At 70.8% G+C, this 24,365-nt stretch carries 22 protein-coding genes and 1 pseudogene; 18 read left to right on the top strand and 5 right to left on the bottom strand.

What is annotated here, in order from left to right; genetic code table 11:
- The first annotated feature begins 11 nt into the window (after window positions 1-11).
- From TTY48_RS08610 to TTY48_RS08550, 14 genes and pseudogenes are all read left to right on the top strand, one after another.
- Window positions 12-989, top strand: a complete 978-nt coding sequence (locus TTY48_RS08610; protein WP_220657103.1) for a hypothetical protein — start codon at window positions 12-14, stop codon at window positions 987-989.
- A complete protein-coding gene (locus tag TTY48_RS08605; protein WP_220657102.1) occupies window positions 986-1,660 on the top strand; it encodes a hypothetical protein in 675 nt (224 codons plus the stop codon). The genes TTY48_RS08610 and TTY48_RS08605 overlap by 4 nt, the downstream gene beginning before the upstream one ends.
- Window positions 1,657-3,009 carry an O-antigen ligase gene (locus TTY48_RS08600; RefSeq protein WP_220657101.1) on the top strand — a complete coding sequence of 451 codons (1,353 nt, stop codon included), beginning with the start codon at window positions 1,657-1,659 and terminating at the stop codon, window positions 3,007-3,009. The genes TTY48_RS08605 and TTY48_RS08600 overlap by 4 nt, the downstream gene beginning before the upstream one ends.
- Window positions 3,006-4,625, top strand: coding sequence for a hypothetical protein (locus TTY48_RS08595; RefSeq protein WP_220657100.1), 1,620 nt, complete (start codon window positions 3,006-3,008; stop codon window positions 4,623-4,625). Before TTY48_RS08600 ends, TTY48_RS08595 begins: the two co-directional genes overlap by 4 nt.
- Before the next feature lie 108 nt (window positions 4,626-4,733).
- Window positions 4,734-5,975, top strand: a complete 1,242-nt coding sequence (locus TTY48_RS08590) for a class I SAM-dependent methyltransferase (RefSeq protein WP_220657099.1) — start codon at window positions 4,734-4,736, stop codon at window positions 5,973-5,975.
- A gap of 13 nt (window positions 5,976-5,988) precedes the next feature.
- Window positions 5,989-6,771, top strand: a complete 783-nt coding sequence (locus TTY48_RS08585; RefSeq protein WP_220657098.1) for a glucose-1-phosphate cytidylyltransferase — start codon at window positions 5,989-5,991, stop codon at window positions 6,769-6,771.
- Entirely contained in the window at window positions 6,768-7,421 is a 654-nt protein-coding gene (locus TTY48_RS08580; RefSeq protein ID WP_220657097.1) for a PIG-L deacetylase family protein, read from the top strand. Before TTY48_RS08585 ends, TTY48_RS08580 begins: the two co-directional genes overlap by 4 nt.
- The gene (locus tag TTY48_RS08575; RefSeq protein ID WP_220657096.1) at window positions 7,418-8,434 is read left to right on the top strand and encodes an NAD(P)-dependent oxidoreductase; all 1,017 of its coding nucleotides are present in this window, start codon (window positions 7,418-7,420) and stop codon (window positions 8,432-8,434) included. Before TTY48_RS08580 ends, TTY48_RS08575 begins: the two co-directional genes overlap by 4 nt.
- Before the next feature lie 2 nt (window positions 8,435-8,436).
- Window positions 8,437-9,378: pseudogene (locus tag TTY48_RS21295) on the top strand (class I SAM-dependent methyltransferase); the annotation flags it as partial.
- 210 nt (window positions 9,379-9,588) lie between these two features.
- Entirely contained in the window at window positions 9,589-10,929 is a 1,341-nt protein-coding gene (locus TTY48_RS21290; protein ID WP_255585734.1) for a glutamate-1-semialdehyde 2,1-aminomutase, read from the top strand.
- A 65-nt stretch (window positions 10,930-10,994) separates the two neighbouring features.
- Window positions 10,995-11,459: a hypothetical protein gene (locus TTY48_RS08565; RefSeq protein WP_220657094.1), complete on the top strand. Its 465-nt coding sequence runs from the start codon at window positions 10,995-10,997 to the stop codon at window positions 11,457-11,459.
- Window positions 11,460-11,511: 52 nt separating this feature from the next.
- The gene (locus TTY48_RS08560) at window positions 11,512-12,234 is read left to right on the top strand and encodes a hypothetical protein (RefSeq protein ID WP_220657093.1); all 723 of its coding nucleotides are present in this window, start codon (window positions 11,512-11,514) and stop codon (window positions 12,232-12,234) included.
- A 2-nt stretch (window positions 12,235-12,236) separates the two neighbouring features.
- Window positions 12,237-14,078, top strand: a complete 1,842-nt coding sequence (locus tag TTY48_RS08555) for a cytochrome c oxidase assembly protein (protein ID WP_220657092.1) — start codon at window positions 12,237-12,239, stop codon at window positions 14,076-14,078.
- Between the two features lie 100 nt (window positions 14,079-14,178).
- Window positions 14,179-15,834, top strand: coding sequence for a hypothetical protein (locus TTY48_RS08550; protein ID WP_220657091.1), 1,656 nt, complete (start codon window positions 14,179-14,181; stop codon window positions 15,832-15,834).
- Window positions 15,835-15,853: 19 nt separating this feature from the next.
- On the opposite strand, the gene TTY48_RS08545 is transcribed toward TTY48_RS08550, so the two are convergent.
- Window positions 15,854-16,621 (bottom strand): WecB/TagA/CpsF family glycosyltransferase, encoded by a 768-nt coding sequence (locus TTY48_RS08545; RefSeq protein WP_220657090.1) that lies wholly within the window; start codon window positions 16,619-16,621, stop codon window positions 15,854-15,856.
- Between the two features lie 95 nt (window positions 16,622-16,716).
- Here TTY48_RS08545 and TTY48_RS08540 point away from each other — a divergent pair, with 95 nt between their 5' ends.
- Window positions 16,717-17,781: a TPM domain-containing protein gene (locus TTY48_RS08540; RefSeq protein WP_220657089.1), complete on the top strand. Its 1,065-nt coding sequence runs from the start codon at window positions 16,717-16,719 to the stop codon at window positions 17,779-17,781.
- A gap of 21 nt (window positions 17,782-17,802) precedes the next feature.
- On the opposite strand, the gene TTY48_RS08535 is transcribed toward TTY48_RS08540, so the two are convergent.
- From TTY48_RS08535 to TTY48_RS08520, 4 genes are all read right to left on the bottom strand, one after another.
- Window positions 17,803-20,049 carry a cation-translocating P-type ATPase gene (locus TTY48_RS08535; RefSeq protein WP_220657088.1) on the bottom strand — a complete coding sequence of 749 codons (2,247 nt, stop codon included), beginning with the start codon at window positions 20,047-20,049 and terminating at the stop codon, window positions 17,803-17,805.
- A 235-nt stretch (window positions 20,050-20,284) separates the two neighbouring features.
- Window positions 20,285-21,367: an alpha/beta hydrolase gene (locus TTY48_RS08530; protein ID WP_220657087.1), complete on the bottom strand. Its 1,083-nt coding sequence runs from the start codon at window positions 21,365-21,367 to the stop codon at window positions 20,285-20,287.
- Between the two features lie 21 nt (window positions 21,368-21,388).
- Window positions 21,389-21,991, bottom strand: a complete 603-nt coding sequence (locus TTY48_RS08525; RefSeq protein WP_220657086.1) for an FMN-binding negative transcriptional regulator — start codon at window positions 21,989-21,991, stop codon at window positions 21,389-21,391.
- A gap of 10 nt (window positions 21,992-22,001) precedes the next feature.
- Window positions 22,002-22,400 (bottom strand): DUF5313 domain-containing protein, encoded by a 399-nt coding sequence (locus TTY48_RS08520; RefSeq protein ID WP_220657085.1) that lies wholly within the window; start codon window positions 22,398-22,400, stop codon window positions 22,002-22,004.
- A 200-nt stretch (window positions 22,401-22,600) separates the two neighbouring features.
- On the opposite strand from TTY48_RS08520, the gene TTY48_RS08515 reads away from it, so the two are divergent.
- Genes TTY48_RS08515 through bluB form a run of 3 tightly spaced genes read left to right on the top strand, consistent with a single transcriptional unit; the run spans window position 22,601 to window position 24,350 of the window.
- On the top strand, window positions 22,601-23,215 hold the full coding sequence (locus TTY48_RS08515; protein WP_220657084.1) for a TetR/AcrR family transcriptional regulator: 615 nt from the start codon (window positions 22,601-22,603) through the stop codon (window positions 23,213-23,215).
- Window positions 23,212-23,709 carry a GNAT family N-acetyltransferase gene (locus TTY48_RS08510; RefSeq protein WP_220657083.1) on the top strand — a complete coding sequence of 166 codons (498 nt, stop codon included), beginning with the start codon at window positions 23,212-23,214 and terminating at the stop codon, window positions 23,707-23,709. The genes TTY48_RS08515 and TTY48_RS08510 overlap by 4 nt, the downstream gene beginning before the upstream one ends.
- Window positions 23,709-24,350, top strand: a complete 642-nt coding sequence (bluB, locus tag TTY48_RS08505; protein ID WP_220657082.1) for a 5,6-dimethylbenzimidazole synthase — start codon at window positions 23,709-23,711, stop codon at window positions 24,348-24,350. The genes TTY48_RS08510 and bluB overlap by 1 nt, the downstream gene beginning before the upstream one ends.
- Window positions 24,351-24,365: the final 15 nt, after the last annotated feature.

The raw sequence follows: 24,365 nt of genomic DNA, 5'->3' as shown, positions 1-24,365 counted from the left end.
AGAGACGGATCATGAATGTCGCGGGATTCGTAAGGACTGTTCTCGCCAAGCCGCTGGTCCTCGTCGTCCTCGTGGTGGTGACCGCCGCCGCGGGCGCGGTCGGCTGGTCGTCGACGTCGCCGCACTACGTCAGCGGCGGTGCCGTGCTGGTGATCCCCCCGGGGGCGGGCAACACCGACGCCGGCCGGAACCCGTTCGCCAACCTCAACGGCGGGCCCCCGCTCCTCGCCCACGTACTCGCGACCTCCTCCGGGTCACCCGAGGCGCGCGACAAGGTGGCGGCCACGGGCGCGCAGCCCGACTACCAGCTCTCCACCCTCGCGGGCGATTCGTCGAGCTTCAATCAGCTCTCGCCGCAGATCACCTTCCAGGTGTCCGGGCCGGACCCGGAGACGGCGCAGCGCGGCTCCCAGGCGCTCGTGGCGTTCATGCGCGCGGAGCTGCGGAAGATGCAGGTCCAGGCCGGTGTGGCGGACGGCACGTTCGCCGATCTGCGCGTCACCGTCGAGGCGCAGCCCGGCACCGAGGTGCCCGCGAAATCGGCGCGGACCGCGGCCTCCTACGGGATGGCGGCGGCGGCACTGGTGATCATCGCCCTGCTGGTGGTGACGGCGGTGCGTCAGCAACTGCTGCGCCGCCGCGTCCCCGCGGTCGCGGCACCCGGACCCGCGCCCGCGCCGGCGAACGCTCCCGCGGCGGCCGCACCCGCGCCGCACGGCGAGGCCCCGGCCGCCGACGGCGCCGCCGACCGTGCCGCCCCCCGACGAGGGCCGCCCCCCGCGGCCGCGGCGCATCGCACCCCCGCAGCGCCCCGTGCGCTCGCAGCCGAGCCAGGTGACCGACTGGTCCTCCGAGGAGGAGCCGCTCCCCGCACCCACCGACGAGACGACGCCGGCGGGCCGGTCGTCGCGGCGACCGTCGCCGCAGGTCCGGTGGGCGCGGCCCGCGAACCGCGACGATCCGGCGCGTCCCAAGGTCTGAGGGGATGAAGGAATCCGCCCGCTCATCGGTGCTGCTGCGGCGATGGCTCGCAGTCGGCGCCGTGTTGCTCGTGGGGCTCACGGCGGGAAGCTTCGGCTGGAAGTCCACGTCCGTCTGGTACGAGTCCTCCGGCGTCGTGCTCGTCATTCCGCCCGGCGCGGGTAACCCCGACGCCCGCAACAACCCGTTCAACCGGCTCGACACCACCTCCCAGTTCGCGAACGCCCTCGCGGTGATCGCCTACGGCGACGAGGGAAGGGCGACCGTCGCGAAGACGGGCGCATCGTCGAGCGACTACACCGTGTTCCGCGTGGCCGGCCAGGGACCGACGTCGTCCCAGCTGTCGGCGCAGATCAGGATCTCGGTGCGCGGTCCCGGCCCCTGGGTGGCCCGGGAGGGTGCGATGGCGCTGATCGACCTGATGCGCACGCGGCTGCGGTCCCTGCAGCGCGATGCGGGCCTGGTCGACGGGACCTACGCCGACTTCCGGGTCACCGTGGAGCCGGATCCCGGAGAGGCGGGCAGCGGCGACCGGGTGCGCTCGGCCGTCGGCATGGCCATCGGTGCGGTGCTGGCGCTGCTGTGCGTCGCGGCCGCCGGCGCGGCGATGCGCGCGCGATCGTCCGCCTCCCGAGCCTCGTCCGCGCCGGACGCCGAGCGTGAGCCGGTGCCGGCGTGATCGGCGGAATCGACCTGGTGGAGACCGGTTCCCGCACGGTCTCCCGGATCGAACGGTTCGCGCCCGCGGGGGCGCTGTTCATCGCCGTCGCCTCGTTCTCGCTGCTGTCGATGCGCCAGGTGATCTCGGTGCCGGGCACGTACGGCATGTCCTTCGCCGGCACGTTGTTCGCGTGCGGATCGCTGCTGTGGCTGGCCACGGTCCTCACCGGACACGCGCACCTGGTGAAGGACTGGGTGGTGATCGCCGCGGTCCTCGGCTACGTGAGCGCCTCCTTCATCTCCTACGCGCTGGCCTCGGCGCGCGGCATCCCGGCGGAATCGCAGCCCTCGATCGACCGCTACGTGATCACCGACCTCTTCCTGGCCGGCCTGGTGCTGCTGATCCTCACGGTGGTCCGCACCGAGCACGGGCTGCGCGTGATCCTCGGCGGCCTCGTCCTGGGCGCCACGGTGAGCTCCCTGTTCGCCCTCCTCTTCGCGGCCACCGGCATGGACATCGCCGCCAGCTTCCGGGTTCCCGGGCTGACCAAGGCGAACGACTGGGTGATCCTGCGCAACCTCGCCCGCGCCGGCGTGAACCGGCCCCAGGGCAGCGCGGGCCACCCCCTGGAACTGGGCGCGGTCCTCACGGTGATCGCGCCCCTGGCCGCGGCCCTGTACTTCAACGCCAAGGCCCGCGGCGCGGGGACGCGGCTGTGGCTGGCCTGCTTGCTGATCGTGCTGGTGGCCGATCTCTCCACCGTCTCGCGGTCCGCCGTGGTGGGCGGGGCGGCCGCGATCGGCGTGATGTGCTGGCGGTGGCCCGTGCAGCGGTTGGCATTGCTGCTGGGCACCGGTGCGGCCGTGGTGGTCGTCGGGACGGTGGCGCAGCTCAAGCTCGTCACCGCGCTGATCGAGACCTTCGCGGGCTCGTCGACCGACTCGTCCATCCAGTCGCGCGAGATCGGGCGCGCCTTCGTCGCCGACAACGTGGAGAAACACCTCTGGTTCGGCCAGGGCGTCGGCGCGTACCCCACTCTCAAACAGCCGGTCCTCGACAATCAATACCTGTCGCGGCTGATGGAGTCGGGGATCGTGGGCCTGGTCAGTTTCTGTGTGGCCCTGGCGATCGCGCTCTACCTCGCGATGCGCGCGTCCACCGCCGCCGACGGACCGCTCGCGGAGCTGGCCGGCGGCATCAGCGGCGCGGTCGCGGCCCTCATCGTGATCTGCCTGATCCTGGACACCTCCGGCTTCCAACAGATCTGGTACCTCACCTGGATCCTGCTCGCCCTGGCCGGTGTCGCCTACCGCTTGGCGCGGGTGAACCAAGCCGAGGAACCGGGCGTCGTCGAGGCGGCCGCGTGACCCGCACGGCATGGCTGCTGGGGCCGGTGGCGCTCGCCGCGGCCGCCGCCGTCACCCTCTCCACCACCTCCGCGCCGCCCCCGCCGGGCGACCTTCCCTTCTCGGAACCCGATCTGGTCAATCCCCTGCGCGGGCAGTACGAGAACCTCCTGACCGGGCCCTTCCCCCAGACCTCGGAGCTGAACCGGGACCTGCCCGCATGGCCCGGCGTGGCCGATGTCAGCGTCCGCATCCCGTGGTCCTTCCTGCAGCCGAAGGACCCGCGCACGGTGCCCGCCGACGCGACCGACACCGAGAAGTACTCCTTCGACCAGCTCGACACCTACATCGCCGATGCGGCGAAACAGGGCAAACGCGTGGGATTCCGGGTCACCGCGTTCAACTCCTGCTGCGACGCCACCAAGCCCGGCGATGTGGTCACCACGGCGCCCGCGTGGCTGCGGACCCTCCCCGGTGCGTCGACGACGGCCGTGAAGGACGGTGTCTCGTACGTGATCCCGCGGTGGAACGACGCCGCCTACCTCGACGCCTTCACCGGTCTGGTCGAGGCCCTGGGCCGCCGGTACGACCGGGACGAGCGGGTCGCGGTGTTCGAGTTCTCGGGCTACGGGGACTTCAGCGAGAACCACATGTCCTTCGCCCGCGACAGCCTCGGCGCACCGGGTCCGGCGCCCGAACGGAGCAGGGCCGAGCTCGGCTACTTCAGCCAGTACCGCGACCAGACGCTCACGGCGGCGTCGGCGAACCGGCTGGTGGGAACCACGCTGCGGGCCTTCCGCAGCACCCAGATCGTGTCCCCGATGGGCAACCCCGAGATCGCCCGGCTGCTGCTGCGCGACCATCCCGACCTGGCCGGGCTGCGCCGCCCGGTCGGCATCCGCGCCGACTCGCTCGGCGGCATGGAGATCTTCCCCACCTGGGCGCAGAACCGGTGGTCCCAGTACGTGATCGACCGCGATCCGCTGATCGGCGTGCTGGCGCAGCGATACCGCACGGCACCGGTCCTGTCCGAGTGGTCGCCCCAGCTGCTGACCGGCGGCACCGACCTCGAGTACTACCGCCGGGGAGCGAACGACGTGGTGCGACAGCACGTCTCCAGCACCTCGAGCACCGGGTTCCCGGCGCAGAGCCGGCCCGAGCGGATGACGGCCGAGCAGTACGAACTGTGGGAGCGGGCCAACAAGTACGCCGGATACCGCTACAGCGCGGCCACCCTCGGTCCCCGGACGACGGACGACGGACGCCGCGTCCTCGATGTGCGGTGGACCAACGCCGGTTCGGCGCCGACCCACGACCGGTGGACGGTGACCTACGACCTGCTCGACACGCTCGGGCGCGTGCGCGCCAGCATCCCCGGCGCCGTCGATCTCGCGGGCCTGCTGACCACCGAGCCCTACGCGGGGGCCCCCGCGGTGCCCCCGGCGGCCGAGGTGACGGACACCGTCGAGCTGCCCTACCTGCGCCCGGGGACCTATTCGCTGCGGGTCCGGGTGCAGTGGGACGAGCGCAAACCCGACGCCACCCACACGGTGGACCTGCAGCCGATGGCACTGGCACAGACCGGGCGCGACACCGGGGGCGGATATCCGGCGGGCACCGTCGAACTCGGACGATGAGACCTCCGGAATTTCCCACTACAGTGTGTGCGATAGCATTCGTCGAGTAACGATGATCCGTTCAGCGTCGAGATCGCACGGCGCGCAGAGCAGGGGAGCTGACCCGGTATGACCTGCAGTGTGTGTGGCTCGGAGCGCCTGCGCAGCGTGGTGGACCTCGGCGCCACCCCGCCGTGTGAGAAGTTCCTGACGGCCGATGAGCTGGACCTGCCCGAGCCCACGTACCCGCTGCACCTGCGGCTGTGCGAGAACTGCCTGCTGCTGCAGATCCCCGCGCTGATCCTGCCGGAGGAGACCTTCTCCGAGTACGCGTACTTCTCGTCCTTCAGCGACAGCTGGGTGGCGCACGCGAAGCGCTTCGTGGACGAATCCGCCGACCGGCTCGGCCTCGGCCCGGACAGCCTGCTGATCGAGGTGGCCAGCAACGACGGCTACCTGCTGCAGCACGCCGTGGCCCGCGGCATCCCGTGCCTGGGCATCGAGCCCTCGGTGAACGTGGGCGCCGCGGCCCGCGAGAAGGGCGTGCCCACGCTGACCGCTTTCCTGGGCGAGGAGACCGCCGCGCAGGTGGTCGCCGAACACGGCAAGGCCGATCTGATCGCCGCGAACAACGTCTACGCGCACGTCCCGGACGTCCTCGGCTTCACCCGGTCGCTGCGCACCCTGCTGGCCGACGACGGCTGGCTCAGCATCGAGGTGCACCACGCGCTGAACCTGGTGCAGCTCGGCCAGTTCGACACCATCTACCACGAGCACTTCAGCTACTACACCGTGTACTCGGCGCAGCGGGCCCTGGCCACCGCCGGGCTCGAGGTGGTCGACGTCGAGCTGATCCCCACCCACGGCGGCTCCATCCGGCTGTGGGCGCGCCCGGTGGAGGCCGGCGCCACCCCGTCGCCCCGGGTCGCCGAGGTGCTGGCCCTGGAGGCCGAGGCGGGGCTGCACGAGGTGGCCGGGTACACCGGGCTGCAGGACCGCGCCGATGCCACCCGCCAGGACCTGCTCCGCTTCCTGCTCGACCGGAAGGCGGAGGGCAAGAAGGTGGTCGGCTACGGCGCGCCCGGTAAGGGCAACACCCTGCTCAACTACTGCGGCGTGCGGCCCGACCTGCTCGAGTACACCGTGGACCGCAACCCCTACAAGCACGGCCGCTACACGCCGGGCAGCCGGATCCCGATCCATGCGCCCGAGCGGATCGACGAAGACCGGCCCGATGTGATCGTGGTCCTCCCGTGGAATCTGGAGACCGAGATCACCGCGCAGCTCGCCCACGTCGCGGAGTGGGGCGCCGAGCTCGTGTACCCGCTTCCCACCCTGCACTCCGCCGACCTGCCCGCGCGGGTCGGCTGACAAGGAGCACACCATGAAGGTCGTCCTGTTCTGCGGCGGATACGGCATGCGGATGCGGGGCAGTGCCGACGACACCGTGCCCAAGCCCATGCAGATGGTGGGCCCGCGGCCGTTGATCTGGCACGTGATGCGGTACTACGCCCACTTCGGGCACACCGAATTCATCCTCTGCCTCGGCTACGGCGCCGGCCACATCAAGGATTACTTCCTCAACTACCGCGAGACGGCCTCGAACGATTTCGTGATCCGCGGCGGCGAGGTGGAACTGCTGCACTCGGACATGTCGGACTGGACGATCAACTTCGTCGACACCGGCCTGGAATCCGCCATCGGCGAACGACTCCGGCGCGTGCGCCCCTTCCTCGACGGTGACGAGTACTTCCTCGCCAACTACGCCGATGTGCTCAGCGACGCCCCGATGAACACCATCATCGACAAGGTCAAGGCCGAGGGCGCCGCCGCCTCCATGCTGCTGGTGCCGCCGCAGTCCTCCTTCCACTGCGTCGATGTGAACGACGACGACAAGGTCACGGGCATCACGCCGGTCTCCGAGTTCCCGATCTGGGAGAACGGCGGCTACTTCGTGCTCACCCAGGAGGTCTTCGACCATCTGCCGGAGGGCGGCGATCTGGTGGCGGACGCCTGCGGCGCCCTGCTCAAAGAGGATCGGCTGATCGGATACCGGCACCGCGGATTCTGGAAGCCGGCCGATACCTTCAAGGAGCGCGCCGAACTCGATGCCGGCTACGCCCAGGGGTACCGCCTCTGGATGCTGTGGGAGAACGACCACTCGTGATCGGACTCTCGCCCGGAACGGTCCGTGAGATCGCGGTACTCGGCGCGCACTGCGACGACATCGCGATCGGCATGGGCGGCACCCTGTTGCAGATCGCCGAGGCGAATCCCGGTGTCCGAGTGCGCGCCTGGGTGGGCAGCGGCGGCGGCACACCGCGCGAGGCGGAGGAGCGGGCCGCGCTCGCCGCGTTCGCGCCCGGCGCAGACCTGCAGGTCACCGTCTTCGATCTCCCCGACGGGCGTTCCCCCGCGTACTGGGAGCGGGAGAAGCAGGCGCTCAGTGAATTCCGTCGCTCGACGGACCCGGACCTGGTGTTCGCGCCGCACCGCGGCGATGCGCATCAGGACCACCGTCAGCTCGCCGAACTGGTGCCCACGGAGTTCCGCGACCACCTGATCCTCGGTTACGAGATCCTCAAGTGGGAGACCGACACCCCGCGTCCCACGGCGCTGAACCCGCTCACCGTGTACGCCGCGATGACGAAGGCCCGGTTGCTGACCGAGTGCTATCCGTCGCAGACCGCGCACGACTGGTTCGATGACGAGTCCTTCCTCGGCCTGGCCCGGCTGCGCGGAATCCAATGCCGCGCACCCTATGCCGAGGGATTCATGCTGGAGAAGGCGATCGTGGAGTTCGGAGGAAGTCGATGAAGGTTCTGGTCACCGGCCACCAGGGATACCTGGGCACGGTCATGGTGCCGCTGCTGCAGGCGGAGGGCCACGACGTGGTGGGCCTCGATTCGGGCCTGTTCGCCGACTGCACGCTGGGCGTCGCGCCGCCCGAGCCCCCGGACATCGCGGTGGACCTGCGCGATGTGACCGAGGAGCAGCTCACCGGCTTCGACGCCGTGATCCACCTCGCCGCCCTGTCCAACGATCCGCTGGGCGCACTGGAACCGCAGATCACCTACGACATCAACCACCACGCCTCCTCGCGCCTGGCGCGCCTGGCCAAGCAGGCCGGCGTGTCCCGGTTCCTCTACGCCTCCACGTGTTCGGTGTACGGCGCCGCGGGCGACGGCCTGGTCAACGAGGACGCCCCGTTGCGCCCGCTCACCCCGTACGCGGAGAGCAAGGTGCGGGTGGAAGACGATGCCGCGGCCCTCGCGGACTCGGGGTTCGCCCCCGTCTTCCTGCGCAACGCCACCGCCTTCGGCTTCTCGCCGCGGCTGCGCGCCGACATCGTGCTCAACAACCTGGTGGGCTACGCCACCCTCACCGGCGAGGTGAAGGTGCTCTCCGACGGCACGCCGTGGCGGCCGCTGGTGCACGCGCAGGACATCGCCCGCGCCTTCGCCACCTGCCTCACCGCGCCGGTGGAGAAGATCTCCTGCCGGGCCTACAACATCGGCACCGAGGTCAACAACGTGACCGTGGCCGAGATCGCGCAGTCGGTGGTCGACGCGGTCCCCGGCTCCACGCTCAACATCACCGGTGAGTCCGGTGCCGACCCGCGCTCCTACCGCGTCGACTTCTCCCGCGCCCGTGAGGGACTCGGGTTCGAGGCGCAGTGGACGGTGCCGCAGGGCGCCGCCGAGCTGTACCGCGAGTACACCGCCCGTGGTCTCACCTCGGACGCCTTCTTCCAGCGCTACACCCGGCTCGCGCACCTGAAGGCGCGGCAGGAGGCGGGCACGCTGGACGACACGATGCGCCCGGCCTAGGCATGGCCTGCCGGGGCTGCGGGAGCGGCGATCTGCACCGCGTGCTGGACCTGGGCGCCGTGCCCGCGGCCGACCACTTCCCGCCCGCCGACACCCCCGTCGAGCCGGGCGAGTCCGCGCATCCGCTGGCGATGGACCTCTGCGGTGCCTGCGCTCTCGCGCAGCTCGCCGACGACGACACGGTGACCGATGAGCCCCGGGGGGTGGAACCGCAGGCGCTGCGGGACCAGGCCGCCGATGCCGTGGCCCGCGCGGCGGCGGACGGCTGGCTCACCGGGAACACGGTGCGCGAGTTCGGCAGCCCGCACGGCGGGACCTGGCTGCCCCTGCTCGCCGAGCGCGGACTCACCCCCACCGACGGCCCCGCTGATGTGGTGGTGGACTGCTTCGGCATCATGCACGAGCCCGATCAGGCCGCGGCCTTCGCCCGCCGAGCCGAGGCCCTCACCCCCGGCGGTGTCCTGCTGCTGCAGTACCACGCACTCGGCGCGATCGTGGCCGGCGAGCAGTGGAATGCGCTGCGCCACGGGCACTTCGCGTACTACTCGTTGCACGCACTGAGCGGCCTGCTGGCCCGCGCGGGCCTGAGCATCGCCGCGGCCTGGGAGTTCGATCTGTACGGCGGAACCGTACTGCTGGCGGTGGTGCGCGGCACTGTGGCACCCGACGACACCGTCTTCCGGCTGCTGGACGAGGAGGAGCGCGCGGGCCTGCGCGATCCCGCCGTGGTGGGCACCCTCGGTGCCGCGGCGCAGCGGCAGGCCGGTGCGCTGCGGACGTGGGCGCAGGCCGAGACCGCCGCGGGACGGCGTCCGGCCGCCTACGGCGCGGCCTCGCGCGCGGTGGCGTTGTTCGCGCTCGCGGGACTGGACCGCACCGTGCTGTCCGCCGTCGCCGATGCCAGCCCCGGCAAACAGGGGCGGCGCATGCCGGGCACCGATATCCCCATCGTGGCTCCGGCCGACGTCGCCGCGGGCGGCGGGCCCGTTCTCCTGACCCTGCCGGACCTGCGCGACGAACTGCTGGCGGGCTACCCGGCGTTCGCCGGGCGCCTGGTCGTCGATCCGGCCACCGCCGCACCACCGGCGGCACCGTCGGCCGTCCCCGAAGAGCCGGCCGAACAGCCGACCGCACCGCCCGCCGACGAGGAGCCGGTGCGCCGCGACTTCACCGCATCGAACCGGCTGCAGGCCCGCCTGCACGAGCTGGTGCCCGGCGGCGCGCACACCTACGCCCGCGGTTCGGATCAGTACCCGGAGCACATGGCGCCCGTGCTCACCCGCGGCCTGGGCGCGCGCGTGCAGGACGCCGACGGCAACGAGTACGTCGAGTACGGCATGGGCCTTCGGGCCGTGACCCTGGGACATGCCCACCCGCGGGTGGTGGCCGCCGTGACCGATGCCATCGCCCACGGCACCAACTTCAGCCGGCCCACCGCGCTGGAGGTGGCCGCCGCCGAGGACTTCCTGGGCCTGGTGCCCGGCGCCGATATGGTCAAGTTCGCCAAGAACGGCTCCGATGCCACCACCGCCGCGCTGCGCCTGGCCCGCGCCGTCACCGGCCGCGACCTGGTGGCCGCCTGCGATCACCCCTTCTTCTCGGTGGACGACTGGTTCATCGGCACCACCGCCATGAACGCCGGCATCCCCGCCGAGGTCCCGGCCAAGACCCTGCGCTTCCGCTACAACGACCCCGGCTCCCTGGAGCGGCTGTTCGAGGAGAACCCGGGCCGGATCGCCTGCGTCTTCCTCGAGGCCGCCACCGCCACCGCCGAACCGGTCGACGGCTTCCTGGACCGGGTGCGCACCCTGTGCGACCGGCACGGGGCGCTGCTCGTCTTCGACGAGATGATCACCGGATTCCGCTGGTCCGAGCACGGCGCGCAGGACCTCTACGGCGTGACCCCCGACCTGTCCTGCTGGGGCAAGGCCATGGGCAACGGCTTCCCCCTGGCCGCGCTCGCCGGCAAGCGCGAGTACATGGAGCTAGGCGGCCTGAACACCGACAGCGACCGGGTCTTCCTGCTGTCCACCACCCACGGTCCCGAGACCGCGAGCCTGGCGGCCTTCCGCGCGGTGGTCGCCGAATACGCCGAATCCGATCCGATCGGCGCGATGGAGACCGCGGGCCGGCGGCTGGAGAACGCCGCCACCGACGCCATCGTGGGTGCCGGACTCGGCGAATACGTGCAGGTCATCGGGCGCCCGTCGTGTCAGGTCTTCGTGACCCGCGGTCCCGACGGTGCGCCGTCCCAGGCCTACCGCACCCTGTTCCTGCAGGGCCTGCTCGACAACGGCGTGCTCGGCCAGTCCTTCGTGAACTCCGCCGCGCACACCGACGCCGATATCGATCACACCGTGGACGCGATCGAGGAGGCCCTCGTCGCGTACGGGCGGGCGATCGTCGACGGCACCGTCGACGGACACCTGCGGGGCCGTCCCGTGGCCCCCGCCCTGCGGCGCAGCGCGGCGCCCCGGCGCCTGCCCGACGCCTGAGGCCCGCGCCGAGGTGGACGACGTACGGTTTCGGCTGCGGCGTCGCCGCAGGTAGGATCGGGCGCGTGAACCACGCGCCAGCCGACGCCGCCACCTCCTCCCGGTCCCTGCGGATCTGGGGCTGGGTGGGCGCCGCCGTCGCGCTGGCCACATCGCTCGTGCACATCCCGATGCTCGGCGACAACAGCTGGGTGGTGTCGATCATCGTGGCCGCGATGCTGATCGGCTGCGCGCACTGCTCCGTGTGCCTGTTCCGCAATCCGACGGTGAGCGCCTGGGTGCGCACCGCCGCGATGGGCGCGATCATGATCGCCCTGCACCCCGTTCTCATGTCCGCGATGGGCCACGGCTCGGGCATGGCGATGGACCACTCCATGCCGGGCATGGACATGGGCGGCATGGAGATGGCGTCGATGCAGCCGTGGATGACCCTGATGATCGTTTTCGCGGCCGCCGAGATCGTGGTGGCGGTCGCGGCGCTGGGCATGATCGCTCTCCGCAACCGCGGGATCTCACGGACCGCCGGGTGACCACGATCACCCGGTGCTAACACTCGGGTGATCAGAACAGATAGGTGAAGCGATGAACGCGACGACCAACTTCCAGAAGCCGGCCCTGCGCCGGGCCGCTGCCGTGGCCGCGGCCACCGCCGTGATGTTCGGCCTCACCGGTGGCATCGCCACCGCCGAGCCCGACGCCGAGACCACGCCCACCACCCCGGTGTCCGACCTGCTGCTCGATCAGAAGGAATTCCCCAGTGGCTACTGGGTGGTGCCCTCGCCGCAGCAGCGCCTGGCCAATGAGCTCGGTGCCGATCCGCTGACCCTGATCAGCGCGGCCAAGGTGAACCCGCCCGAGTGCAAGAACCTGCTGAACGCCGCGAAGAACGGCGAGGGCGACCTCAACACCGTGGCCGGCGTGCACGATCAGGACCGCAAGAGCCTGAGCGAGTCGCTGGTGCCCAAGGCCGCCGATGTCGACACCCTCAAGGTGGGCCTGCTCAAGCTGTGCTCCGACGTCACCATCGAGACCAACGATCCCAAGGGCGGCGTGATCAAGGCGCGGGCGAAGACCAAGGAGGTGTCCTCCGATAAGCAGAAGGCCACCTTCGAGGTGGTGCTCAACGGCACCCGCACCAAGGGCACCGATTCCTTCCCGATCCAGCAGAAGGTGCTCTTCGGTGTCGCCTCGCTGCGCGGCTACACCGTGGCCGTGCAGGGCACCAAGCTCGGCGGCGATCCGGATCGCGGCGAGTTCGACTCCTTCTTCAACAAGTCGGTGAACAAGATCAAGGACGCGAAGTAGCGATGGCGGAGGCGGTCGCCCCCGAGCGCCCGTCGCCGACCCCCGCGGAGCGCCCCGGCACCACGTCGCGGGGCGGAGCGGTGGCGCTCGGCATCGGGTTCGCGGTGGCCTTCGCCGTCGTGCTCTGGCTCGTGACGAGCGAGGGCGAGATCCGCTACGACATCAACGGCGACAGCTACCCGGGGGCGCTCACCGCCTACGGTGCGTCGATCGGCCGGCTCGTCGGCACGCTGACCGCGGCCCTCACCTTCGGCGCGCTCGGCTACGCCGTCTTCCGCACCAAACCGCAGGACGGTGGCGAACTCGGCCTGCGCGGCTACGTCACGCAGCTGCACGCCCGACGGTACGCGGCCGTCTGGGCCCTCGTCTCGGCCCCGATGGTGCTGCTCGCCGCGTCCGACAGCGCCGGCCAGGACCTGGTGGCCACCTACCGGGTGGGCGGCCTGTTCGCCCTGGTCTCGGCGTCCGAGGGCGCCAAGGGCTGGATCGTGTCCCTGATCTGCGCGGTGATCGTGATCGTCGCGCTGCGCAACGCCCTGAGCTGGGTGGCGCACCTGTGGATCCTGCTGCCCGCGGCGGTCGGCCTTCTGGCCACCGTGGTCACGGCGAACGAGGCGCAGGGCCCCAAACACGACTACTCCACCGCCGCGCTCATCACGATCGCGCTCGCCGGGGCCCTGTGGCTGGGTGGCCTGTGGACCTCCGTCCGGCTGCCCGAGCGCCCCGAGAAGCGCTGGACCGCACCCGCCTTCGCGGCGCTCGTGCTGGCGAACGGCGCCGTTCTCGCCGTGGTCTACGCACCGGGATCCGATCTCTGGGTCACCTGGTACGGCTGGCTGTACATCGCCACCGCCGTGCTGATCGCCGGGGCCGCCGTGGCGCAGTACCTCCGCGCCCTCGCGCCCGCCGCCGCGCTGCTCACCGCGTCCATCGGTACCGCCCTGTCCGCCTCGCTGCTGACCCCGCCGCCCTTCCTGCGCACGCGGTTCACGGTGGGCGAGGTGTTCATGGGCTACGACCTGCCCGAGCCGCCGAACGCGCTGCGGCTGGCCACACTGTGGCGGTTCGACCTGAACTTCGTGCTCATCGTGGCCGCCTTCGCCATCGGCTACCTGCTGCTGGTGCGGCGCACCACCGCGTGGCCCGGGTACCGCACCGCGTGCTTCCTGTTCGGCTGCCTCGCGCTGCTGGTGCTCACCAGCTCGGGCGTGAGCACCTACTCCAAGGCCATGTTCAGCGTGCACATGGTCTCGCACATGCTGATGACCTCGCTGGTACCGGTGTTCCTGCTGCTGGGCGCGCCGATCACGCTGCTGCGCGACACCCTCACCGGTGCGCCGAAGCGGTGGCTGGAGCTGTTCCTCGGTTCGCGTTCCTTCGTGGTGCTGATGCGCCCCTCGGTGCAGCTGCTGATGTTCGCGTTCATGCTGTACGGCCTGTACTTCACCCCGCTGTTCGACCGGATCGGCCGGTACCACTGGGGCCACTTCGGCATCAACATCGCGCTGCTGTTCACCGGATTCCTGTTCTACTGGCGCGTCTTCCAGATCGATCCGGTGCCCAAGCCGCTGCCCTTCATCGGCCGCATCGGCATGCTGCTGGCGATGATGCCCATCTCGATGGTGTTCGCGCTCATCGTGATGACGATGGACGGCCTCGTCGGGTCGCGGCTGTACTACTACCTCGACCTGTCGTGGATGACCGACCTGCAGCGCGACCAGTTCGTGGGTGGCGTCGCCGCCTGGGCGGTCGACGAGGCCGCCATCGCCCTGGTGACGCTCGGCCTGGTGCTGCACTGGGCCTGGCAGAACCGCGACGAGGATTCCGAGCCCGAACTGCTCTGATCGCGCGCCGTCGCCACGGCCTCATCCGTGGTCCGGTCCCGCACTCGCCGTGTACCGTTTGCAGCGGCAAACAGGTGTCGGTTGCTGCGGAGGGGGCCGGATGTCGGTGGGGAACGCGCGCGCGATAGCGATGATGCCCACGGGGCTTCATCGCTTCTGGATACTCGTTCCGCTTCTCGCCCTGGGGCTCCTGGATCTGTCGACCCTGTCGCGCAGCCACAGCGAGGCGGAGGACTCCGCGCTGTACATCGTGAACGTCACCAACGGCGACGATCTCTATCACCCGAACCACCTCCTCTTCGCGCCGCTGAACCGGATTCACTACCTCGTGTGGGAGGCGTTCGGCTACGGGGGCAACGCGACGGTCCCGATGCAGATCCTGTCCGTGCTCGCGAGCCTGACCTCCGCCTGGCTGATCTACCGCATCGCGCTGCGCATCGGCGCCGGCCTTCCGCTGGCCCTCGTGGCCACGGGCTGGGCCTGCTTCTCGTTCGGCTTCTGGGTGTACAGCCTGGAGGCGGACACCTATCTCCTGCCGATGCCCTTCCTGCTGTGGGCGATTCTGCTGCTCCTGCGGTTCGCATCGTTCGCGGACACCGGCCGGCGCACCGTCCTGCGCCTCGCGGGACTCGGGGCCGTCGTCGCCGTGGCCGCGCTGCTCCATCAGCAGTACGCCTTCGTGATTCCCATCATCGCGATCACCTTCGTCGTGCTCTGGCGGCGCGATCCCGAGCGGACGGTGCCGCCGCTCCTGCGCGCCGTGGGCGTTTTCGTGACGGTCGCGGTGGTGATCACCGCGGGGGCCTACCTGCTCGTGGGGCGCTACGCCCTGGGGCTGCACTCGGTGTCCGAGGTGATCGGGTGGTCCCGGGGCCACGCCAGCAACGGCCTGTGGGAGAGCCTGTCCGCGAAGACGCCGCTGCTGCTGGTGGCCGGGTTCGTCCGGTCGATCTTCTCCATCAACTTCCTGTTCCACTCGCCGCGCTCCGCCGACGTGATGTCCAGGGTGTTCGCCGGGAAGTCGCTCGTCGAGGAGCGCTATCTGGCCGAGCACGGCATCAGCACCCCCGCTTTCGTCGCGATCGTCATCGCGATGGTCGTGGCGGCCCTGGCGACGCTGTGGTTGGTGCTGCGCCTCGCCCGCCGGGCACCGGGCCCGGAGCTCAGCGGGTCCGACGACGGGCCGCGGCGCCGGTTCACCGGGTTCGCCACCGTCTACCTGGTGATCAGCGCCCTGCTCATCATGATCTGGGAACCGGGGAACCTCGAGTTCTGGATCGCCGTGACGCCGGTGCTGGCGCTCCTGCTGGCCGTCCTCCTCTCGCGGCGGACCAGGGTCGTGGCGGCCGGGTTCGTCCTCGTGGGAGCGTTGTTCGTCGCGAACCTCCTCGGTGCCGTCCTGCCCTACTCGCAGAGCGATACCGACTACTGGTCGGTGCAGAACAAGGGTTTCCGCGAGGTCGCGCGCACGGGCGATGTGATCGTCACCGACTGCCCCTACGTGTGCCGGGGCAACCTCGCCCTCATGACCGATGTGTTGCCGATCGAGGCCTCCTCGGACGATGTGGACCAGCTGCAGGCGGCCCTGGGTACGCGCCGGGTGCTCGTCTCGTCGTGGGCCTTCACGCCGCCGCCGAGCACCGAGGCGCCGGCGGGCAACGGGGCGGTCCGCAAACAGCTGAGCGATAACCGATCCCGGCTGGTGGAGATCGGCCGGTCGGGCGATCAGGTGATCTACGAACTGCGGTCCCGCTGACCCCGGATCGGGGTGCGGGTCAGTGCGCGGGCCCGGAATCGGCCGGGGGCTCCGCCAGGTCGCGTCCGCGCGTGCGCGCCGCCCGGTAGAGGAAGGTGGGATTGCCCAGCAGGTAACGCCGGGCCTTGTGCGGTTCGCGGAGCAGGATGTCGACCCATTCCATCCCGATCCTGCGGGCGAATCCCGGAGCGCGGGTACGGGTTCCGGACCAGAATCCGAAGAGCCCGCCCACGCCGGCGATCAAAGGGACGCGGAGATCGGACCGGTTGTGGTGGATCCAGTTCTCCTGCAGTGGATTCCCGAAGCCCACCAGGAGCACATCGGGTGCCGCCGCGTTGATCTCGTCGATCACGGCGCCGGAATCGTCGTGGTCGAAGTAGCCGTGGTGGCGGCCCGCCACCACGATGTCGGGGTAGCTGCGCCGCACCGATTCCGCTGCGGCGGCGTTCACCTCCTCGGTACTGCCGAGCAGGTGGACCCGCAGCCCGGGCGAGGCGGCGAGCAGCGCGGGGATCACATCGGTGCCGTTGAGATTGGCCAGCAGGTCCACACCGCGCATCCGCGCCGCCCACCGGACCCCGGTGCCGTCGGGATAGACGAAATCGGCGGCGTTGAGCACGTCGCGGTAGGCGGGGTCGCCCGCGGCGAGGTTGAGGGTCGCGGCATTGGGGAAGAACACCGAGTGCGGACGCCGGGTGTCGGCGATCGCGTCCCGGAGCTCCGTCAGAGCCCCGTCGACGGTCCGATCGTCGAAGTCGACGCCGAGCACTCGTACGCTTCTCCTCACGGCTGAAAAGTATCACTCGGCCGGTCGCGGCCGATCGCCCGGCTGAGTTCGTCACACTGTAGACCCACGCCGTGTTAGCAAATTATGATTCGTACATGAAACGGATCATCGGCATCATCGGGACACTCCTCGTTGCGCTGATCATCGGCGCCGCACCGGCCTCGGCGGACCCGGCCGGCATCGCCGACCGGGCGGGACTGTTCGGCGCGCGGACCGGCGATGTCGAGGCGGTCCTCACCGACTTCCAGGCCCGCACCGGCATGACCGCCACCGTCGCCACCGCGAACGGGATCGGCGGCCAGGACATCCGCGGTTACGCCACGACCGCGGGCGCCGTCCTCGGCCGCGATCAGGGCGAGGCGGTGGTGATCGGCGTCGACGTCCAGACCCGCAAGGTGGGCGTCTACACCACACCGCAGGCGATGGCCCGGATCCCCGACGCCGAGGTGACCCGCATCGTCGACACCGTGATCACGCCGCCCTTCCGCACGGGGGACTACCCGCAGGGCGTGATCGACGGCCTGCGCGCACTCGCCGATGTCGCCACCGGTGTGGCCGCCCCCGCGGCCACCACCACCGCGGACCCGCCCGCGACCGCGCCGGCCGGTGCGGCGCCGGGGGACATCGGCGGACCCACCATCACGGTGTACCCGGGCGGGGTCGGCGGAATGCCCTTCCCCGGCCAGCAGGGGAGCTGGCCGACCTTCGGCCAGACCGGATGGCCGGGAACGCCATCGGTCGAGCGGAACGACGGGACGGGCACCGCGGTCGGGCTGTTCATCGGTTTCGTCGCGCTGGTGCTCGTGGGCGGCATCGTCAAGGCGATCGTGTCCTCCGCGAACTCCGTGTCCGACACCCCCGCGCTCCGCACGCAGTTGTCCGGCCTCATCGACGAGGAACCGGAGTGGTCCACCTGGTCGAACCGGCAGCGCTACAACCACGCCCGCCGGCACACCAGCATCGGCACCGGAACGTGGAACGCGATCTATCCGCAGTGGCGCGTGCACGAGGATCGGTCCAGCTCGAGCTCGAGCTCCAGCTCCTTCGGCGGCTTCAGCGGAGGCGGCGGATCGAGCTCCAGCTTCTCCTCGGACAGTTCGAGCTCGTCGTCGAGCTCGGGAGGATTCTCGGGCGGCGGCGGATCGTCGGGCAGCTTCTGACGGGCTCGGGCTCGGCCGGGCTCAGCGCTCGCCGAACTTGCGCAGGCGCAAGCTGTTCCACACCACGAAGAAGGAGCTGAAACTCATCGCGGCGGCACTGATCAGCGGGTTCAGCAGTCCCGCGGCGGCGATCGGGATCGCGGCCACGTTGTAGCCGAAGGCCCACACCAGATTCGTCTTGATCGTCTTCAGGGTGGCGCGGGCGAGGCCGAGGGCGTCCGGCACGGCGGCGAGCTCCTCGCGCATCAGCACCACATCGGCGGCACCCTGCGCCACATCGGTACCCGTGCCCATCGCCAGGCCCAGATCGGCCGCGGCGAGCGCCGGGCCGTCGTTCACGCCGTCGCCCACCATCGCCACGCGACGGCCCTGCGCCTGCAGCTCCCGCACCGCGTCCACCTTGCCGTCCGGCAGCACGTCGGCACGCACGTCGTCGATGCCCACGGACGCGGCGACCTTCGCGGCGGCGGCGGCGTTGTCGCCGGTGAGCAGCACCGTGGTGATGCCGGCCTCGTGCAGCCGCGCGATGGCCGCCGCGGCGTCGGGCTTGACGGTGTCGGCCACCTCGAGCACGGCGGCCACGGCACCGTCGACCTCGACCACGGCCACCGTGCGCCCGGCCTGCGCCGCGGCGTCGACGGCGGCGGCGAGGCCCCCGGGCGCGACGAACCGCGGATTGCCCACCCGCACCGCGCGACCGTCGACCACACCGGTGGCGCCCAGGCCGGGTACCGCCCGGAAGTCGTCCACCGCAGGCAGATCCCCGCCCGCCCGGGCCACCACGGCCCGGGCCACGGCGTGCTCGGAGGCGGTCTCCACGGCGCCCGCGAGGCGCAGCACCTCGTCGTCCGAGAAGCCCGGCGCCGCGGTCACCCCCGTCACCTCCAACAGGCCGGTGGTCACCGTGCCGGTCTTGTCGAAGACCACGGTGTCGATGGTCTCGGTGGCTTCGAGGGCCTGGTGTCCGCGCACGTACACGCCGAGTTGCGCGCCGCGCCCGGAGGCCACCATGAAGGCCACCGGCGTCGCGAGGCCCAGGGCGCACGGGCAGGCGATCACCAGGACCGCGATCGCGGCCTTCACCGCGTTGTCGATCGAGCCGCCGAACACCAGCCAGCCCAGGAAGGTGAGCGCGGCGATGCCGAAGACGCAGGGCACGAAGACCGCCGAGACCCGGTCGGCCAGCCGCTGCATGCGCGCCTTGGTGGCCTGCGCGTCCTCCACCAGGCGCAGCATCGCCGCGAACGTGGTGTCCTCGCCGACCGCGGTGGCGCGCACCGTCAGGCGGCCGTCCTGGCACACCGTGCCGCCCACCACCCGGTCGCCGGGACCGGCCGGGACGGGACGGGATTCGCCGGTCATCGCCGAGTTGTCGACGAAGGCGGAGCCGGATTCGACGACGCCGTCGGTGGCGATGGTCTCGCCGGGGCGCACCACGAACTGCTGCTCCTCGCGGAGCTCGCCGATCGGGATCCGCAACTCGGAGCCGTCGCGCACGAGCACGGACACCTCGCGGGCCCCCCGCGTGGACAGATCGCGCAGCGCCGCGGCGGCCTTGGCCCGCGCGGAGGCCTCGAAGTACCGCCCGGCGAGCACGAACACCGTGACGCCCATGGCGACTTCGAGGTAGATCGGATCGGACTGGATGATCGCGTTCCACAGGCCGTGCGGATCGGGACGCTGCCGGCCCGGGGTGAGCACGGTGACCACCGACCACGCGGTGGCCGTGATGATGCCCACCGAGACCAGGGTGTCCATCGTGGCGGCGCCGTGCCGCGCGCCCTGCCAGGCCTTCTTGTGCAGCGGCCACGCGCCCCACGTGACCACCGGCAGGCTCAGCGCCAGCAGCACCCACTCCCAGCCCGGGAAGCGGGTGGACGGGATGGTGGCCAGCACGATCGACAGATCGGCCGCGGGCACGAACAGCACCAGCGAGACCACGAGCCGGCGCAGCACGTCGCGCCGCTCGCGTTCCTCCGCCAGCATCGCGCGGCGCGGATTGGGCGACTTCGGGGCCGCGGTGTACCCGGCCGCCTCGACGGTGCCGGTCAGCTGCTCGACGGTGACCTCGGGCGCGTGCTCGACGGTGGCGGTGCGCGTGGCCAGGTTGACCACCGCGCGCACCCCGTCGAGCTTGTTCAGCTTCCGCTCGACCCGGCCGACGCACGCGGCGCAGGTCATGCCGCCGACATCGAGGAAGGTGCGCTGCGCCGACGCCGCGGAATCCTCCGCGGGGGCGGCCGGCGCGGCCGAGTGCAGATCCGTCACCCCTCCAGTATCCACGCCGGGAGAAATCGCCCGGAAACGCGAAAGGCCTTGATACCGGCTCCCGGAATGGGGGGAGGAGGGGGAGCCGGTATCAAGGCTCAAACACGCAGCCGTCGACGTGGGGGGAGACGTCATATGACGGCCGCAGAACCTACGATACGTGGTGTACGCGTACGCCCGCCACCTTTCGTGACATGCGTGTTCGCATGGCAGTGCAATGTGCCTACCCACGTTGTCAAGATCGCGCCGCCAGAACGGTTCGCAGCACGTCAAGCGCGGTGTCCACATCGACGCGCGCATCGGCGCTCACACCCACCGAATTCAGGAATCCGTGCAACGCGCCGGGCGCGAGCTGCGTGGTGGCGTCCACACCGGCGTCCCGCAGCCGCTGCGCGTACGCCGCTCCCTCGTCCCGCAGGGGATCGAAACCGGCCACCACCACGTGGGTCCGGCCGATCCCGCCCAGGCCGTCGGCGTGCAGCACGTGGAACTTCGGATCGGTGTCCTGCCCGGGTTCCGGCGTGTACTGCTGCCGGAACCACTCGATGTCCGCCTTCGTCAGGAAGTAGCCGGAGGCGAAGGTGTCGCGGCTGCGGTTCGCCGGATCGGCGCCCGTGACCGGGTAGAACAGCAACGCGAAGGCGGGTTGCGGACCGCCGCGCAGCGACAACTCCCGCGAGACCACCGCTGAGAGGTTCCCGCCCGCGCTGTCACCGGAGACCGCGACCCGCTTCGGATCGGCGCCCAGTTGATCGGCGTGCGCGATCGCCCACAGCGTGGCCGCCACCGCATCGTCCGCGGCCGCCGGGAAGATGTCCTCCGGGGCCAGCCGGTAGTCCACCGCGAGCACCCGCACCCCGGCGCGCTCCGCGATGTACCGGCACGGTGCGTCGTGCGAGTCCAGATCGCCCAGCACGAACCCGCCGCCGTGGAAGAAGACCACCAGCGGCGAGCCCGCGGGCAGGTCCTTCGGGGTGTACAGCCGCGCCGGGAGGGGGCCGGCGGCACCGTCGACCATCAGTCCGCGCGTGCCCACCGACGGCGCCGTGCCCGCGCCGACGGCGGCGCTGAGCTTGAGCATCGAGGCGCGGGAGAGGGCCACATCGCGCCCGGCCAGGCCGTCCACGCCCTGCGCCTTGAGGAGCATCAGGGTGATCTGCGAATCGAGATCCATCTCGTTGCCGTCGACCCGCGGCGCGGGGCCCACCAGCCGCCGCTTCACCTGGGTGGGGAGGCCGAAGACCGCCTTCGCCCCGCCCGCGACCAGCGGGGTGGGAATCGACAGAGCGGCCTTCTGGACGAGTTCTTTGAGCGCCATGATCCGATAGTAGGACGTGCGTCACACATCCCGCGCGCGGCGCATCTCCGCCGCCGCCACCGGGTCCGAGGCGTCCAGGGCGGCCTGCACCCCGGCGATGTCCTCGGGGCTGCGGCCGCGGCTCCACTTCTCCTTCGCGGCCACCTCGGTGACCGCGACCCGGAGCCCGACGATCGCCTTCAATTGCTGCTCGATGTACGTGGACGGGGCGTCGTCCAGGCCCCACGGTGCGGGCCTGCCCGCCTCGTGCCGGGCGGTGAGCCGGGCGACGATGTCGCGGCACGCCGCGGCGTCCTCGTGGATGCTCGCGCGGCCCCGCAGCTGCACCTCGGAGTAGTTCCAGGTGGGCACCGCGCGACCGTGCTCGGCCTTGGACGGGTACCAACCGGGGGAGACATAGGAATCCGGCCCCGTCACCACGATCAGGACCTCGGCGCCGTCGAGCTCGCGCCAGTGCCGGTTGGCCTTCGCGAAATGCCCGATCACCGTCTCGCCCACCCAGAGCAGGGGCAGCGTGGTCGCGTGCAGGCCACCGGCGGCGGAGAAGACGGTGCCGATACCGGCGGCGTCCACGGTGGCGCGGGCCCGCTCCTCATCGGAGCGGTCGGGTGCGGCGACGTACATCAGCGGCGCCTCACTGACCCCGGGGCCCGTACTTCTCCACGTACTCCCGGTGCAGATCCGCCTCCCGCACCCGGGCGCGCTGATCCACCAGATCGGGATCGAGGCCGTGCCAGCGCAGCCGCGCCCGCCGGTAGATCTTGTTCAGGGCGATCGCGAAGTACACGAACGGGATGAAGATCGGCAGCGTCATCGTGGCCTTGACCAGGAAGTCCGCGTCCACGAACCAGAACGGCACCAGCATCAGGAAACACGGGATCGAGAACCGGATCACGGTGCGCGCGGCGGCGCCGGGACCGGCGAGATCGTTTGCCACCCAGTCGCGCATCGAGTCCGGCAGCGTGCGCCCGTAGGAGTACAGCAGGTACTGCACGGGGTTCGGCTTGCTCGGGCTGTCGGTCATGTCAGTCATTGTCTCACCACGCAATCCCCGTGCCGAGCGGGGCGAATCGCGCGTGCACGAACGCGGTGACGACGAGGTGCTGGGGTGCGGTCCGCGGCCCGTCGCGCCCGGCCACCGGCCCTTGATGTGGCATGAACGAACCACAATTCCGGGCGGTTCTTGCCATCATGAACCTTCCCGGCGGGGTCACAAGCCTAGAATCGGACGTTGTGAGTCCCGGCAGAAACGATCAGACCGCGCAGAGCATCCTCTCTGCGGCGGTGGCGAGCATCGGCAGCGTCGGTATCTCGCGTACCACCATGGAGCACGTCGCGAACCTCGCGGGCATCGGCGTGGCCACCGTGTACCGCCGCTTCAACCGCAAGGACAACCTCGTCCAACAGGCCATCCGGTACGAGGCCGAACAACTGCTCAAGACCATCGAGCAGCAGATCGCGGGCCTGCCCACGGTGGAGGAGGCGCTCACCGAGGGCTTCGTGGCCTTCCTCCGCGAGGCGCACCGGCGCCCGCTGATCCGCGGGATCGGCGACGGTAACGTGGTGGTGGGCCTGCCGATGATCGCGCAGGGCGGGGCGATGCTCATCGAGATCGGGCGGACCTTCGCGGCCAACATCATCGAGGGCTTCCAGGACAAGGGTGATCTGCCGCCGTTCGATCCGAAGCCGATCGCCGAGATCTTCGCGCGTGTGGGGCACTCGGTGCTGCTGGCGCCGGACGGGCTGATCAGTTTCGACGATCCGTACGCCGCGGGCCGGGTGGTCCGTGAGTGCCTGATGCCCGCGATCGCCGCGCAGACCGCGGCCGCAACCGAAGGAGCTTCATGATCCGCCCGGCTACACCCGCTGATGTCCCCGAGCTGCTCGCGATGATCTCCGAGCTGGCCGCCTACAACAAGGCTCCCGATGCGGCCGTCGCCACCGAGGAGCAGCTGCACGAGGCGCTGTTCGGCGAGCACCCGGCCGTGTTCGCGCACCTGGCCACCGAGCCCGGCGAAGACGGCGCCGAGGTGGCCGTGGGCATGGCCGTCTTCTTCCGCACCTTCTCCACCTGGACCGGCGGCTACGGCATCTGGCTCGAGGACCTGTACGTCCGTTCCACCTCGCGGGGCGGCGGCCACGGCAAGCAGCTCATCGCCTCGCTGGCGAAGCTGTGCGCCGACCGCGGATACCCGCGGCTGGAGTGGACCGTCGTGGAGTGGAACACCCCGGCGATCGGCTTCTACCGGGCGCTCGGCGCCGTCCCGATGGACGACTGGACCACGCAGCGCCTCACCGGCGATGCCCTCGGATCGTTGGCGAGCCAGTTCGACGGTTCCTGATGGACGTCTTCGAGGCGATCCGCGCGCGCCGCGATGTGCGCAACGAGTTCAGCGGCGAGCTGATCGACGAGGACCGCCTCACCCGGCTGCTGCGGGCCGCGCACAGCGCACCCAGCGTGGGGAACACCCAGCCCTGGGACTTCGTGGTGGTGCAGGACCCGGCCACGCTGGCCGCCTTCGCCGCGCACGTGGGGCGGTGCCGTGATGACTTCGCCCGGTCGCTGCCCGAGGACCGTCGCGAGACCTTCAACCCGATCGTCATCGAGGGCATCGAGAGCTCGCGCACCGGTGTCGTGGTGACCTACGACCCCACCCGCGGCGGCGCCAACATCCTGGGCCGGCACACCATCGACGAGACCGGCCATCTCTCGGTGGCGCTCGCCATCCAGAACCTGTGGCTGGCGGCCACATCGGAGGGCGTCGGGGTGGGCTGGGTGTCCTTCTACCGCGAACCCGCACTGCGCGAACTGGTCGGCGTACCGGAACACGTTCATATTGTGGCGTGGTTATGTGTGGGACCGGTCACACGCTTCCAGGAAGTCCCTGACCTGGAACGATTCGGATGGCGCGATCGGCGCCCGCTGTCTGCGGCGGTGCACCGGGAGCGTTTCGGAAACGGAGACGTCACCGGAGATCGTTAGACTGCGGTCGACGAT

Origin of the sequence: Tsukamurella sp. TY48, assembly GCF_019656655.1 — a bacterium.
Classification (GTDB): Bacteria; Actinomycetota; Actinomycetes; order Mycobacteriales; family Mycobacteriaceae; genus Tsukamurella; species Tsukamurella strandjordii.
The sequence above is the reverse complement of the archived record's forward strand: the minus strand, read 5'-3'. Positions and strand labels throughout refer to the sequence as shown.